15 protein-coding genes are annotated in these 13,515 nt (G+C 44.2%); 11 read left to right on the top strand and 4 right to left on the bottom strand.

Annotated elements, in window-relative coordinates:
- Window positions 1-15: 15 nt before the first annotated feature.
- Together tssD and AC5ZC7_RS31765 are read right to left on the bottom strand one after the other, a co-directional pair.
- The gene (tssD, locus tag AC5ZC7_RS31770; protein ID WP_291920276.1) at window positions 16-405 is read right to left on the bottom strand and encodes a type VI secretion system tube protein TssD; all 390 of its coding nucleotides are present in this window, start codon (window positions 403-405) and stop codon (window positions 16-18) included.
- A 180-nt stretch (window positions 406-585) separates the two neighbouring features.
- Complete coding sequence (locus AC5ZC7_RS31765; RefSeq protein WP_496161352.1) at window positions 586-1,278, bottom strand: LuxR C-terminal-related transcriptional regulator; 693 nt, start codon at window positions 1,276-1,278, stop codon at window positions 586-588.
- A 273-nt stretch (window positions 1,279-1,551) separates the two neighbouring features.
- Here AC5ZC7_RS31765 and AC5ZC7_RS31760 point away from each other — a divergent pair, with 273 nt between their 5' ends.
- The 7 genes from AC5ZC7_RS31760 to AC5ZC7_RS31730 all read left to right on the top strand — a co-directional run bounded on the left by AC5ZC7_RS31760 (window position 1,552) and on the right by AC5ZC7_RS31730 (window position 5,519).
- Window positions 1,552-2,130 (top strand): cyclic nucleotide-binding domain-containing protein, encoded by a 579-nt coding sequence (locus AC5ZC7_RS31760; protein WP_496161353.1) that lies wholly within the window; start codon window positions 1,552-1,554, stop codon window positions 2,128-2,130.
- 93 nt (window positions 2,131-2,223) lie between these two features.
- Window positions 2,224-2,649 carry an ester cyclase gene (locus AC5ZC7_RS31755; protein ID WP_496161354.1) on the top strand — a complete coding sequence of 142 codons (426 nt, stop codon included), beginning with the start codon at window positions 2,224-2,226 and terminating at the stop codon, window positions 2,647-2,649.
- Between the two features lie 341 nt (window positions 2,650-2,990).
- On the top strand, window positions 2,991-3,875 hold the full coding sequence (locus tag AC5ZC7_RS31750) for a helix-turn-helix domain-containing protein (RefSeq protein ID WP_496161355.1): 885 nt from the start codon (window positions 2,991-2,993) through the stop codon (window positions 3,873-3,875).
- Between the two features lie 82 nt (window positions 3,876-3,957).
- Window positions 3,958-4,392 carry a hypothetical protein gene (locus AC5ZC7_RS31745; protein WP_496161356.1) on the top strand — a complete coding sequence of 145 codons (435 nt, stop codon included), beginning with the start codon at window positions 3,958-3,960 and terminating at the stop codon, window positions 4,390-4,392.
- Entirely contained in the window at window positions 4,389-4,592 is a 204-nt protein-coding gene (locus AC5ZC7_RS31740) for a helix-turn-helix domain-containing protein (protein WP_496161357.1), read from the top strand. The genes AC5ZC7_RS31745 and AC5ZC7_RS31740 overlap by 4 nt, the downstream gene beginning before the upstream one ends.
- A 55-nt stretch (window positions 4,593-4,647) precedes the next feature.
- Window positions 4,648-5,247, top strand: a complete 600-nt coding sequence (locus tag AC5ZC7_RS31735) for a methyltransferase domain-containing protein (protein ID WP_496161358.1) — start codon at window positions 4,648-4,650, stop codon at window positions 5,245-5,247.
- Between the two features lie 26 nt (window positions 5,248-5,273).
- Window positions 5,274-5,519: a hypothetical protein gene (locus AC5ZC7_RS31730; RefSeq protein ID WP_496161359.1), complete on the top strand. Its 246-nt coding sequence runs from the start codon at window positions 5,274-5,276 to the stop codon at window positions 5,517-5,519.
- Window positions 5,520-5,522: 3 nt separating this feature from the next.
- On the opposite strand, the gene AC5ZC7_RS31725 is transcribed toward AC5ZC7_RS31730, so the two are convergent.
- Entirely contained in the window at window positions 5,523-6,149 is a 627-nt protein-coding gene (locus AC5ZC7_RS31725) for a redoxin domain-containing protein (RefSeq protein ID WP_496161360.1), read from the bottom strand.
- A gap of 237 nt (window positions 6,150-6,386) precedes the next feature.
- On the opposite strand from AC5ZC7_RS31725, the gene AC5ZC7_RS31720 reads away from it, so the two are divergent.
- The 4 genes from AC5ZC7_RS31720 (at window position 6,387) to AC5ZC7_RS31705 (ending at window position 12,897) form a co-directional block, all read left to right on the top strand.
- Window positions 6,387-7,295, top strand: a complete 909-nt coding sequence (locus tag AC5ZC7_RS31720; RefSeq protein ID WP_496161361.1) for a bestrophin family protein — start codon at window positions 6,387-6,389, stop codon at window positions 7,293-7,295.
- Between the two features lie 173 nt (window positions 7,296-7,468).
- Window positions 7,469-8,932: a DUF3375 family protein gene (locus AC5ZC7_RS31715; RefSeq protein ID WP_496161362.1), complete on the top strand. Its 1,464-nt coding sequence runs from the start codon at window positions 7,469-7,471 to the stop codon at window positions 8,930-8,932.
- A 4-nt stretch (window positions 8,933-8,936) separates the two neighbouring features.
- Window positions 8,937-9,527: a DUF4194 domain-containing protein gene (locus AC5ZC7_RS31710; protein ID WP_496161363.1), complete on the top strand. Its 591-nt coding sequence runs from the start codon at window positions 8,937-8,939 to the stop codon at window positions 9,525-9,527.
- Window positions 9,508-12,897, top strand: a complete 3,390-nt coding sequence (locus AC5ZC7_RS31705; protein WP_496161364.1) for an SbcC/MukB-like Walker B domain-containing protein — start codon at window positions 9,508-9,510, stop codon at window positions 12,895-12,897. The genes AC5ZC7_RS31710 and AC5ZC7_RS31705 overlap by 20 nt, the downstream gene beginning before the upstream one ends.
- 147 nt (window positions 12,898-13,044) lie before the next feature.
- Here AC5ZC7_RS31705 and AC5ZC7_RS31700 read toward each other — a convergent pair whose 3' ends face one another.
- Complete coding sequence (locus AC5ZC7_RS31700) at window positions 13,045-13,422, bottom strand: winged helix-turn-helix transcriptional regulator (RefSeq protein WP_496161365.1); 378 nt, start codon at window positions 13,420-13,422, stop codon at window positions 13,045-13,047.
- Window positions 13,423-13,515: the final 93 nt, after the last annotated feature.

Genomic DNA, 13,515 nt, shown 5'->3' with positions numbered 1-13,515 from the left:
TATATCATAAGAAGACTATACCGGCCAGGGGTTCTGGTAAGTTGAGTTATTCAACTTCACTTCCCTGGATGACAGGGTTAACTGAATTTGCAGGGGCTGCTCATTGTTGGCATTAAACAATTCTGAATAAGCCACACAATAGGCATCTGTAAATTTCAGCTCTTTTAACCGGGACATGGAATCGCGCCGGAAAAAAGTAATACTGCCATTTTTTGTTTGCGTATTAGAAATCATCCAGTCAAATAAACTGGTTTCTCCGGCAGACTCTATCAGTAAATCAATGGAACCTCCTTTAGGGCGGGCTGCTGGTTTTCCATTATGGTCTGTGTTCTGGGAAAATGAAAACCTGCATTCGAGGACGTTCATTTCTTCCCCATCAATGTTGAGAACGGCTTTAAAAGACATAATTAATTTGGTTAACAAGCCCGTTGCAAGGCGCAACAGACAGGCAAAAAAATATGGTATACAGAATGAAAATACACATTTCTGTTTACATCCCGAAAAATGAAAGGTTATTTTTTCGGGCACTGGTGCAGTCCATATCTGGCCTGACTTTCAGCGCACCTATAATATAATACTTAACAATTATATAAGATCAAATGCCTGGGCAAAACTGGTCAGATCGTAGCTGGACTGTGCCCCGATTTTAGCTTTGATATTGCGTCGGTGTGTAACGGCTGTTTTCTCAGAAATACCCGTGTTGGCAGCAATTTCTGCCGCACTGAAGCCCAAAGCCAGCATACGCAGGATTTCCTTTTCCCGCCGGGTCAACGACGCGAAAACATGTTGGTTACGGCGCAGGAAATTATTCTCTTCCAGCAGGCGGTTCACCTTACTGGTCACGTGATGCAACGGATCCACGGGTGTAGCGCAGGTAATAACATGCGTAGGCATGCCCTGGGCATCCCGGCAAAATACCCTGCTGGAACCCAGGTGCCAGGCCCAGTCCCGCGAATTGGCCCTTCTTACCTGTTGGAAAAAAGTAACCGTCATATTAGCGGCTACCGGCGCATCCAGCATCGCCACTACCTTTGGTACGTAGTCGGCCACGTCGTGCGGGTTAAAGAAGTTATCGAAGTATTTGGGGCCCATTTCCCGCAGCTCCTCCAGCGTAACACCTAATTCCCTACAGCCCCTGGGCGACATATACTCCACATAATTCTTCAACACATTCATTACTATTACTACTACCGGAAGTTCCTTATCAATGGCTTTCAAAGCGGTCAGCTTATCATCCAGGCCGGATTCAACATTTCTAAATGCAGCATGCTCCATCATGTACGTGGTATAAATCGTGTATAGGAATTTCTCTAAGATGTTGGTTGATTACTGTGCTCCTGCAACAAATGTAATAAAAATAAGAAAGGGTCCCTCATGAAAAAGAGACCCTTTTTTGGGGATAGAAAAATAGTTTACCCGTTTAATCCAGGTGGATGACTTTATAATAAGGTTAATTGAGATCAATTCGTTGCAACAAAGGTATGTTAAAGTTCAGGGCTATCAAATACCTAATTGTGAGTATTTTTACAAAAATAAAAGCCGCTTCGCTACATGAAATCCACCCCCTCCAATTTACCGGAAACCCTTTCCCACATTGCGCCAATGAGCGCTGAAGCCATGTCTTTGTTCTTAAACAGTGCACAACGCGAAATAGTAAAAAAAGGTGACTATCTGCTATCAGAAGGGCAGCGCTGCCACTCCATCTGGTTCATTGAAACCGGTGCCTGCCGCGCTTTTTACGACCATCATCAAAAAGAAACCAATACCAGTTTTTACTTCGAAAATACTTTCTTTACCAACCTAAACAGTCTCCGGAACAGCGTTTCCTCCGATTACCATATCCAGGCAATGGAAGCTACCGTTCTATGGAGATGGCATAAAGAAGAACTATCACGCCTGTACGAATTATCGTCCGAAATTGTTGCATTTGGCCACCAGTGGCTGGAACATATGGTCATTGCACAGGAAAGACATACCAGCTGGCTGAAAAAGAATACCCCGGAAGAAAGATACCAATCCGTCCTGACCCATCACCCCGAACTGATACAGCGGGTGTCTCTTACCCAACTGAGTTCCTACCTGGGTATCTCCCGGGAAACATTGAGCCGCATACGCCGCCGGATACAATAGGCATTTCAGATTTGTGGAGTACCCCGGATTGTGACGTTTGACACAATGGCGCCATTTCTGGCGGTATACCTTTGTATGGTAAAACACAACCTTATGACTATACAGGAACAAAAAAACCTCGTCAACAACTACATTCACACTATCTGGAACGAGGGTAACACCTCCCGGCTGAACGAATTTCTGCATCCCAACTTTACAGATCACGGCCTGCCGCCCTCCCTCCCGGCAAACGCCAGTGGCCTGACGCAATGGGTAGCATTAACCCATAGCTCTTTTATACCTGAAACGGTAATAGAGCACCAGGTAACAGAAGGCGACCTATGTATCATTAAAATCACCATGCGCATGCAACACATTGGGTTGTGGCGGGGCATACTACCCACCGGGAAAACCGTAACAACAAATGGCTACCGCACCTTCCGGTTCCAGGACGGCCGTATCATTGAACATTGGGCTTTGATTGATGGTACCACACTGGAACAGGCCCTTCAGGGAAAAGCGCACGCCTGTGCGAGATAGCTTTGCGAATACCTTCCGCTCCCGTCATACAGCGGGGCGGAATGGTACTGTCTGCGGCTTATTTAACACATACATGAATTTAATGCCAACCTAATGGTGGTACTTTTTTATCTATTGATTATACTTTTGATTGTCACTTACATCACACAGAATAGGTGTAAAACATACACACATACTGCCAATTAGCCGCAGTACAAGTATTATACTAAAAAATAACCCGAAATTTTATTTTACATTTGATACGCCTGCTTTTATAATGCTTTTTTAGCCGTAAAAACGCTTATGAGAAGACATATTACATTCCACGTAGTACCGTTTCCGTTAGTATAAACCACGTTATTATGAAAGGTAAGTTATTAAGAGAGATTACCCCGTTAACCCAGAGCGATTGTTTCACTTTATTTTCCAGGGAGAAGAAGGAGTTTGATTTTCCATTGCATTACCACGACGAATTTGAATTAAATTTTATTCAGCATGCCAAAGGCGCCAAGCGCATTATTGGTGATCATATAGAAGAAATTGACGAGCTGGAATTGGTGCTGGTAGGCCCTAACCTGCAGCATGGCTGGTTTACACATAAACATGCCGGCGGAACCATCAAAGAAATCACCATTCAATTTCACCGCGATTTATTCGATGAAAAATTTTTGCAGCGCAACCAGATGCACTTCATTAAAAATATGTTTGAGCGTTCGTTGCGAGGCATTCTTTTTTCTGCAGAAACGATGCAACAAATTATGCCGCGACTAATCCTGTTGTCACAGCAGCAAGGGTTTGATTCTGTACTGGAACTGATGTCGATATTACATGATTTATCTACCAGCCGCAATATGCGGTTACTCTCTGATTCTACATTTGGTAACACAGAAACGCTTTCCTATAACAGTCGACGTGTAGAAAAAATTATGACTTACCTGAATGCTAATTTTGATAAAAATATTTCGCTGGGTGAAGCGGCTAAATTAGCTGCGATGACGGAAGTAGCTTTCAGTCGTTTTTTCAAAGCCAAAATTGGAAAAACATTTGTAGATACGCTGATAGAAATAAGGTTAGGGCATGCTTCCCGTTTATTAATTGAAACCACGCATACGGTAAATGAAATTGCTTATAAATGCGGTTTCAATAACATCTCCAATTTCAACCGCATCTTCAAAAAGAAAAAAGATTGTACGCCAAAGGAGTTCAGGTTGGCTTATACCTCTTCCGGCACCCGGACTTTTGTATAGTTATCGAGTAATAAATTTCTTACAAAATGTAAGAAATACATTACTTTTTGTAAGAAATTTCTATCTTTACAAAAAGACCCTAATGATGAAATCTCGTTATTTATTACCCTACCTCTACAAGAAAATTGGCTTTTTTCTGTTCCTGGTGTTTCTGACATTAGGTGTTTTGCTGAGTTGTTTTGATTATACCATAAGCTGGCTGACATATGATACACCTATAAAATGGGCATCCGGAAATTTAACTGATGAACTTGTGGTGACCGGGCTGATGATCGGTTTACTGATGATTGCTTTTTCAAAAGAAAAAAATGAAGATGAGTACATTGCTACGGTTCGGTTGGAGTCGCTACAGTGGGGCATTTACATCAATTATGGATTATTGCTGATTGGCACCTGGCTATTTTTTGGATTTGATTATCTCAGTGTGATGATCTATAATATGTTTACGCCACTGGTATTCTTTATTCTCCGTTTTCATTATGTAATAATAAAAAACCGCAGAACTTTACCCTCATGAAAAACACCATAAAAGTGCAGCGGGCTATTCATAATATGACGCAGGAAGAACTGGCAAAAAAAACCGGCGTAACCCGTCAAACCATTAACACCATTGAGGCTGGGAAGTATGTTCCCTCTACCGTACTGGCCCTTAAAATGGCTAAAATATTTAATGTATCAGTAGAAACAGTCTTCCAACTGGAAGCTGCTGATGAATAAAACAAGACGGATAGCTGCTGGCTTACTGCTAAAAAAATCGTAACTTTGCGGCTTCATGCAAACGTCTACATTACTAAAGCCCGGGAACTACGTAAACGATGCCGCTTTTGACTGGCTGTATCCTGAAAAGATACAACAACTATCAAGACGCCACTGGACACCGATTAGCATTGCTAAAACAGCTGCCCGTTTTCTGGCGAATGAGCCCGGTAAAAAAATACTGGATATTGGTAGTGGAGTAGGAAAGTTTTGCCTGGTAGGCGCAAGGTTTTACCCGGAATCTACCTTCTTTGGTGTAGAACAAAGGGAATCACTGTATCAGCAGGCAATGGAAGCAAAAGAAGTAATGCAGTCACGCAATACCCACTTTATCCATGGCAATTTTACAGAATTAGACCTTTCTGCTTACGATGGTTTTTACTTCTACAATTCTTTCTTTGAAAACCTGGTAGACCAGGATCAGATAGATAGTTCCGTAGAACAATCAACAAGTTTATATAATTATTATAGCCGCTACTTATTCAAGCAATTGGATAAATGTGCCAGCGGCACAAGACTCGTAACCTTTCACAGTCTTGAAGATGAGGTACCACCCTGTTACCAGTTGGTGGATACTTCTATGGATTTAATGCTCAAAATGTGGATCAGAAGATAGGCGCAGACTATCGAAAAATTAATACCATGACAACAGACGAACAGGCATTACTGATAATCGCACAACTCAGCGCGGCGAAGGATTACATGCAGGCAGACGAAATACTTGCAACTGTTGAAAAAGAACACGCATCTCTACCAAAAGATCTCCTCACTTCCCTTCAGGAAAAAATAGAAAATTTATCACCACTGGAGTGTAACAGTTTACAATGGAGCAACTACCGCTATACGCTCATGTGCATCCGTAAACGCACCATGATGGAACCTGCCTGATTTTCAGGCACTGATAGCCAGCTTTTTATCAATAGCTGCTACCAGCGTTTCCGGTGAAAATGATTCCTGTAAATACAGATCTACAAATGCATAACTGATTTCCAGTGAAGGTGTCACCAAATAAACGCCAGGCACAGGTACATCTGCATTTACACCAGATACCCGGCCCCAGATGGGGTCTGACTCCCTGTATATACCAGCTTTCCTGGCAATACGGTGCTGTGCGTCATGCACTACATCGAAAGGAATATCTCCTGGATTCACCGTTGTAAACAGTTTCTTGTCTTCACTGGATACCACCAGTAAACGCGCACCTGCTGCTTCAATAGCCGCATGCGCCTCTTTTAATTGTGTAATTAAACGATCGGCATACCCATTCCAGTGCCAGGAATAAAACGCAATCACCAGTGGCTGCGCCGTCAGCTGATGCAATGATACCAATTGGTCAGCATCCGCTAATAAAGCACCGCCATTAATAATGCGGGATTCTTCCAGTAAAAATTCAGGGAAATAGTTACCTGTATTCAAAGGATTTATTTTCTCCCGTACTTTAACAGGACTGGGGAAATTTTCCGGAACCGGGGTAGGCAGGTAATCTGCGTATCTGTAGAGCGTTGACAGTGATGACATATTCAGTTTTTTTAATGGCTGGTAAAATGGCCGCTGTTATAGGTTTGGTGATTGTCTTTTTGCTATCGTGAAACAAATATAGGGAGAATATTTTAATTACTCTACTATTCCTATAGACTATTAGGTAATTAAAATATAAATAATTGATTTTTAGAGAGATAATATTCCCATTTTTTTTCTTTAATTTCAAAATAGGACCGTTACCCAAAAAAAATACGCCATAAAATATCCGGATATATGTTGCTGAAACATCGTCTTTCGCTCAGCCAGATTTTTTCCTTTACCTGGAAAGTAGATCTTATGCTGCTGGCTTGTTGCACCCTTGTTTTTTTATTAGACAGATACTGGATGGCTGCTCATGTATCCATACCGGTTGCCGTATCCGCAGTACTCGGTACCGCTATCGCCTTTTTCATTGGATTCAATAACAACCAGGCCTACGACCGCTGGTGGGAAGCCCGCAAAATATGGGGCGCACTGGTAAATGATTCCCGCTCCTGGGGCCGCGGCCTGCTTTATTATGCTGCCGCTCCCGGCGATCCTGCTACCCAGGCTATCGTACGTCACATGATTTACCGCCACCTGGCCTTCATTTGCGCCCTGAAAGCCAACCTGCGCAAACGCCCGGACGAATACTACACCCGCTATCTCACCCAGGAAGAAATTGCCGAGGTACAAAAACAAAGCAATATCCCCAATGCCCTCCTCAACATGCAAACCCGCGACCTGCAGGAATTACGGAACACCGGCGTAATAGACGGATTTAAGTTTATTGAACTCAACCAGCTCCTGATCAGGCACTGCGATTCTATGGGACAATCAGAGAGAATCAAAAACACCGTATTTCCTCCCAGCTACGTATACTTTACCCAGGTGTTCATCTGGTTTTATGTGATCATGAATACCCTCATGATGACCGAATCCATTGGCGTTTGGGCCATCCCATTCGGTTGGATGTTTGGATTTGTATTCCATGTTACCCACCTCAATGGGATTACCCTCATGAATCCTTTTGAACTCCAGCCCCTGGCCATTCCACTCGACAATATTTCCAGAACCATAGAAATCAATCTCATAGAGCTATTGGGCGATGAACCAGTGCCCACCCCCGTACAGCCAAGGCTCAATGGGCTTTATATCATGTAAAAGCGCGGGGATTGTCTTTGTACAAGATTAGACTGATTATTCTGATTATAATTTTTGATGATAAACGATCATCTTTCTTTTATCATTTAAAATTTAAAAAAATACAAAATCAGTACAATCAGTCTAATCCTGTCCCAAGACAAAATCCACTGTAATTCCTTATTTTTACGTTTATGACGTATGACCAATTATGTAATCTATATGCCCAATCAGTAACACTGAAGATACTCCGGGCACGTAGCGCGCCAATGATGCTGTCATTTTTTCATTACACATTCAAGGAAAAAAACCATACCACCATTTCCAATGTGGAACTGGTAACGCGTTTATCAGACTACCTCGGCATCACCGGCTACCGGGCCACCGATGACGAAATAGACGCAAGCAGCCTGCTGGAAAATGACGACGAAAAAGCCCGGAAGTATATTGAACAGTGGAGCAATAAAGGCTTCCTCCGCAAATATCCCGACGACGACGGCCAGGATATCCATGAGCTGAGCAGCGACATGGAAAAAGTAATGCATTGGGTATCCACCCTGCAGAAACGCGAATTTGTGGGAACAGAAAGCCGCTTCAAAGATATTTTCTCCAAACTCAAAGAACTGATCGATCAGAGTAACAAAGACCCTGCACAACGTATACAGGAGCTGGAGAAAAAGAAATATGAGATAGAACAGGAAATAAAAGCCATCACCATCACCGGTAAAGTACAGGTGTTTGATGACACACAGATAAAGGAAAGATTTTACGACGTTAACCGCATGTCGCGTGAACTCCTCAGCGATTTCAAAGAAGTAGAACAAAACTTCGAACAAATCACCCAGGAAATATACCGCAAACAAAGCGAGAGAGATGTCGCCAAAGGCGCCCTGCTGGAATATACCCTCGATTCCTTCGAAGCCCTGCGCCAAAAAGATCAGGGTAAAAGCTTCTATTCCTTCTGGCAATTCCTCATGGATGAAAACAAGCAGGAAGAAATGCGCGAGCTGATAGAAAAGCTCTACACCCTGCTGGAAGACCGGAACATAGAATATAAAAATGATCGCTTCCTCAAAAAGCTGAAACAATTCCTCCATGCCTCCGGAAAGAAAGTAATTGATGCCAACAAAAAACTGAGCGATAAACTCAGCCGGGTACTCAGTGAAACCAATCTCACCGACCGTAGAAAAGCCCTGGAACTCATCAATGATATCCGTCAACTGGCTTTCCAATCGCTCGATAACCCTCCCGGAGAAGAATTCTTCATCGAAATAGAAAGCGATCCTGACATAGATCTGCTCGACCGCTGGGATATGGCGGAAGAAAAGAAACCTAACCTGGAAGTAGAATTCCCGGACGGCGTAGGCGGCACAGAATTTGACCCCGACGATCTCAACGCATTATTTAACCATTTTAATATAGACCGTGCCCTGCTGGAAGATCGCATCTCTACACAGTTACAAAATAAAAAACAGGTCAGCCTGAAAGAACTGGTAGACATCTATGGCGCCGAAAAAGGACTCACCGAACTGATTACCTACTTTTCCATCGCCAGCCAGTCGGCACACCACATTATCCTGGAAACACCAGACCCGGTAATGTTAGGTAGCCGCACCATCAATATGCCCATGGTGCTGTTCACAAATTCACAAAACTAAAAACATGGCCGAGAAAAATATATCTCCCTTTGCACACGTGTTTCTAAAACTCATGCAGGGACCCGTATACGAAGAAGACAAATCCTACTGGAAAGACCTGCTCGGATGGCAAACAGAACTGAGCAAATACCTCCAGCAAACAGGCTTACAACTCGTTATCAACGAAGCCGACGGCTTTGCCCGCATCGTACAACCGGAAGCAGAAGAAACCAACGACAAACCACTGCCACGGCTCATGCGCAAAACCCGGCTTACATACGAAGCCACCCTGCTTTGCATTGTGCTCCGGGAAGCCCTCGACGAATTCGATCTACAGGGAAATGGTACCCGTCTTTTTATGACCCAAAGGGAAATCAAAGAAAGACTCGCCCTCTTCTTCAAAGAACGACACAACAAATCCAAACTGCTGAAAGATCTCAATAAACCTATCAACAGCCTGCTAAACGTAGGAGTGCTGAAAGTTACCCGCGAAGATGCCGCCAATAAAGAACTGCATCAATACGAGGTAAAAAGAATTATCAAAGCACTGGTGAATAATGAGAAACTGGAAGAAATAAAATCAAAATTAAAACTGCATGTCCACCCTGTTCAATAGCGATTCGAAAGAAAGTGGATTCCGGCTGCAATATCTCGAAATATACAACTGGGGTACCTTTCACAATAAAATATACCGGCTCAATACCAATGGCAATACCTCCCTGCTCACAGGCGCCAATGGTAGCGGCAAAACCACACTCATCGATGCCCTGCTAACCCTGCTCGTGCCAGCCGGCAAACGCTTCTATAACCAGTCTTCCGGTACCGAACAACGGAAAGACCGCGGCGAAGAATCCTACTTCTGGGGATACTACGGAAAAACATTTTCGGAAGATTCCCTCCAGTCTAAAACAGAACAACTCCGGCACAAGGAAAACAATCCCTACTCCGTACTGCTGGCCTACTTCTACAACGCCGCTACCATGCACCAAATTACCCTCGCACAGGTAAGATGGCACTCCGGTGAACTGAAAAGACAATTCATCGTTTCTCCCCATAAACTCAATATCAACGACCATTTCGGCGCCGGTAAGTTTGATGTGAAAGGAGACTGGAAAAAAAGATTACGCCTCGAATTTCCTAAAACGGAAATCACCGATAGCTTTAAAGAATACGCTGCCCTGTTTAGCAACATCTTCGGACTGAGAAGTGAAAAAGCCCTGTCGCTCTTTAACCAAACCGTTGGTATCAAAGTACTCGGCGATCTCAATACCTTCATCCGTAGCCAGATGCTGGAAGAAACAGATGCCGAAGCAGAGTTCATCAAACTGCGCGAAAACTACGACAGCCTCCTGTCCAGCCACCGCGCCATTCAGAAAGATGAAACCCAGCTGAAAATGCTCGGCCCCATCATCGAAAATAAAACCGCCTGGCAGGCACTACAGGACCGCAATCGCGAACTCCAAATGCTCCAGGACATCCTGCCCACCTGGTTCAACAAACAGGAAAAAGATATCCTCGAAAGAGACCTGGAAGTATTGCAGAAAGAACAACAGGTAACCGGCAGTACCCTCGCCAGTATCAACGAACACCTGCAATCACTGAACCTGCGCAAAGATGAGCTGATTGCCCAGAAAGCCAACAACAGCGTAGATGAGCAACTTCGCTCCATCGAAAAATCTATCCATTACGAACAAAAGGCCCTCGAAGCCAAACGTAATAAGATGGAAGAATATAACATGCTCGCCGACCGGCTGGAACTGGCCCCCAACCCCGATGAACAGCAATTCCATGAAAATATCACCGGCGCAGAACAACTGAAAGCCGGTCACGATAAACAGCTGGAAACATTACAGGAGGAAATGTTCCACCATAAAAGCAGCCTGAATGCCGAAAGAACACAGGCTTCCCGCCTGGAAGAAGAAATAGACTCCTTCCTGAACCGGAAAAACAATATTCCTTATGAACTGATCCGCATCCGCCAACAGCTGGCCGATATGCTGGAGGTACAGGAAGATGACCTGCCTTTTGCCGGTGAACTGATCAAAGTAAAAGAATCGGAACTACACTGGGAAAATGCCATTGAGAAAGTATTGCACAACTTCGGTCTGCGCCTCCTGGTACCGGAAGAATACATCATGGATATCAACCGGTATATCAATTCCAATAACCTGCAAACACGCCTGGTATACCACAAGGTAGAGGAGGAGAGCTATACCATGCTACGCATGCCTACCGAAAAGGAAAGCCTGCTGCAAAAAATAGACATCAAACCAGGCACCGTTTTCAAAGAATGGTTGCAAAACCAGCTGCTCGACCAATTCGACTATACCTGTACCGATGACATGGCAGTATTCAACCGCTCACGCAAAGCGGTTACTTCCAATGGACTAACGCGACAGGCTACCCGTCACGAAAAAGATGACCGCCCTAACCGTTCCCAGCAAAACAATTATGTACTGGGATGGAACAATAAAAACAAACTACGCCTGTTAAAAGAAGAACAGGATGAATGCAATAACAACATCGCCACGCTGCAACACAGCATTACACAGCTGGAAAACAGCCGCAAAGCCGTTACCACCATCAACACGCTGTTGAATGCGTTTCTGTCGCTCCGCAACTACAGCGAAATCAGCTGGCAATCGCATGCCGGCGTCATCGAATCGTTTGCGCGTGAAAAATCACAGCTGCTGCAAACCAGCGATAAATACCAGGTCATCTGCGATCAACTCGACGATATCACCGCACAACTGCACGCCAAAGAAAAAGAGAAGGAAAGAACCCTGCAGGAAAAAGGACGATTGGATGATAAAGCCGCGGAAAAACTACGCCACTTCAACCAGCTAAAGGTCAATAAACTCGATGATATCTCCCTCCAATACGTGATGGAATACCTGACAGACCTTTCGCTCACTGAGCCGGCAGAAACAGCCATGGAACTGGCTTCTTACCGCAAACGCGCCGATGATAACATGAAAGCAACCATGCAGGATGCCATGCGCCAATCGGCCGAAAAAGAAGCAGAAATCACACGTCAGCTGTCCGCCTTCGTGATGCCGCCTAAAGCCATTCATGATACCTATCCCGACTGGCTCGGCGATGTAACCGACCTCCAACCACATGTGAAATACCTGGAAGAATTTACTTCCCTGTACGAACGCATTAAATTCCAGCGTCTCATTGAACATAAAGAACGGTTCCGCAAATACATGGATACCAGTATGCTCAATGCCATCACCAACTACCGTGCATGGATATACGGACAGGAAGACCTCATCCGCGAAGTAATGGACGATCTTAATGAACCTTTGCGTAACATTACCTTCAACAAAAATCCGGATACCTACCTGCAACTGGAATGCCGCCATGTAAAGGACGTGGAAATACGCAACTTCAAAGAAAAACTCAGTGGCGCTGTTCCCGATTCCTACAAATATCACATGGAAAAGGACGAAGCCTATGGTGATCAGCTCTTCGAAAATATCAAGGTCCTCATCGATGAACTGCAGCAAAACGAAGCGTGGCGTCGTAAAGTAACCGATGTGCGTAACTGGCTCGATTTCGGTGCGAAAGAATTCTATATCGCCGATAATAAAGCCTTCAAATATTACGAAGATACGGCCAGTCTTTCCGGTGGTGAAAAAGCACAGTTTACCTACACCATTCTCGGTGCCGCCATTGCTTACCAGTTTGGTATCAACGAAGCCAACAGGCAGCATCGCAGCCTGCGCTTCATCACGGTGGATGAGGCTTTCAGCAAACTGGATCCTGAAAAAAGCCACTACCTGATGGAGTATTGCGGACAGCTCAATTTGCAGCTGTTAGTTGTAACGCCGCTGGATAAACTGAATATCGCAGAACCGTATATTCATGCTTGTCACTTTGTAGCGAATAAGAACAAACGCGATTCAGTAGTGTATAATTTTACGATGGAGGAGTATAGAGACAGGAAGAAAGAATTTGAGGCAATGGCAACATTGTCGTAAAAGGATAATTATAACTAAGATGCCCCCCACTGAAAGCGGAGGGGCATCTTAGTTTATACTGCTATTGTAGCATTGATTATTCAAAATTTGCTGAAAAGTTCAGCGTTTTAAGGTGATCGCATTTTGCGACTACCTCCTCTTTTTCCGCTACCGTATTGAAAGCTGTTCCGTCACCACCAGCTCATAATGCGGCTCCAGTCCCATCTGCTTCCGTCCCCAGTTACTCAACAGCTTAATGAAAGGCAACAACTCTCTGCCAGTAGCTGTTAATTCGTACTCCACCCGCGGTGGCACTTCCAGGTATACATGACGGGTGACCAACTGATCTTCTTCCAATTCCCGCAATACCTGCGTCAGCATTTTTGCAGTAATACCGGTTACTGACCGGCGTAATTCTCCATATCGCCTTACACCATCTCTAAGATGATAAATAACCCGTCCTTTATGTTTGCCTCCAATGCGTTGAAAAGCATAATCTACTGCACAAATAGTATCGAGATCATTATTTTTTTCCGATTTCTTCATTTTTTTGGCATTGATTATCAGCAATAGTACCCAACTGGTAACTACATTACCAAAAGGTGCATACTTGTCTGATATGAAGTTAGTATGCAATTT

Source organism: Chitinophaga sp. 9-1-y (assembly GCF_059511905.2).
Note: the sequence above shows the minus strand (reverse complement) of the source record. Positions and strands in the feature narration are given on the sequence as shown.

What these genes read in the sequence shown, in the direction of transcription:
- AC5ZC7_RS31740 (WP_496161357.1), top strand. Translation starts at nt 4,389, where the DNA reads ATGAAAAACACCATAAAAGTGCAGCGGGCTATTCATAATATGACGCAG.
- AC5ZC7_RS31700 (WP_496161365.1), bottom strand. Translation starts at nt 13,422, where the DNA reads ATGAAGAAATCGGAAAAAAATAATGATCTCGATACTATTTGTGCAGTA.
- AC5ZC7_RS31765 (WP_496161352.1), bottom strand. Translation starts at nt 1,278, where the DNA reads ATGATGGAGCATGCTGCATTTAGAAATGTTGAATCCGGCCTGGATGAT.
- AC5ZC7_RS31715 (WP_496161362.1), top strand. Translation starts at nt 7,469, where the DNA reads ATGACGTATGACCAATTATGTAATCTATATGCCCAATCAGTAACACTG.
- AC5ZC7_RS31730 (WP_496161359.1), top strand. Translation starts at nt 5,274, where the DNA reads ATGACAACAGACGAACAGGCATTACTGATAATCGCACAACTCAGCGCG.
- AC5ZC7_RS31705 (WP_496161364.1), top strand. Translation starts at nt 9,508, where the DNA reads ATGTCCACCCTGTTCAATAGCGATTCGAAAGAAAGTGGATTCCGGCTG.
- AC5ZC7_RS31710 (WP_496161363.1), top strand. Translation starts at nt 8,937, where the DNA reads ATGGCCGAGAAAAATATATCTCCCTTTGCACACGTGTTTCTAAAACTC.
- AC5ZC7_RS31760 (WP_496161353.1), top strand. Translation starts at nt 1,552, where the DNA reads ATGAAATCCACCCCCTCCAATTTACCGGAAACCCTTTCCCACATTGCG.
- AC5ZC7_RS31725 (WP_496161360.1), bottom strand. Translation starts at nt 6,149, where the DNA reads ATGTCATCACTGTCAACGCTCTACAGATACGCAGATTACCTGCCTACC.
- AC5ZC7_RS31735 (WP_496161358.1), top strand. Translation starts at nt 4,648, where the DNA reads ATGCAAACGTCTACATTACTAAAGCCCGGGAACTACGTAAACGATGCC.
- AC5ZC7_RS31755 (WP_496161354.1), top strand. Translation starts at nt 2,224, where the DNA reads ATGACTATACAGGAACAAAAAAACCTCGTCAACAACTACATTCACACT.
- AC5ZC7_RS31750 (WP_496161355.1), top strand. Translation starts at nt 2,991, where the DNA reads ATGAAAGGTAAGTTATTAAGAGAGATTACCCCGTTAACCCAGAGCGAT.
- tssD (WP_291920276.1), bottom strand. Translation starts at nt 405, where the DNA reads ATGTCTTTTAAAGCCGTTCTCAACATTGATGGGGAAGAAATGAACGTC.
- AC5ZC7_RS31720 (WP_496161361.1), top strand. Translation starts at nt 6,387, where the DNA reads ATGTTGCTGAAACATCGTCTTTCGCTCAGCCAGATTTTTTCCTTTACC.
- AC5ZC7_RS31745 (WP_496161356.1), top strand. Translation starts at nt 3,958, where the DNA reads ATGATGAAATCTCGTTATTTATTACCCTACCTCTACAAGAAAATTGGC.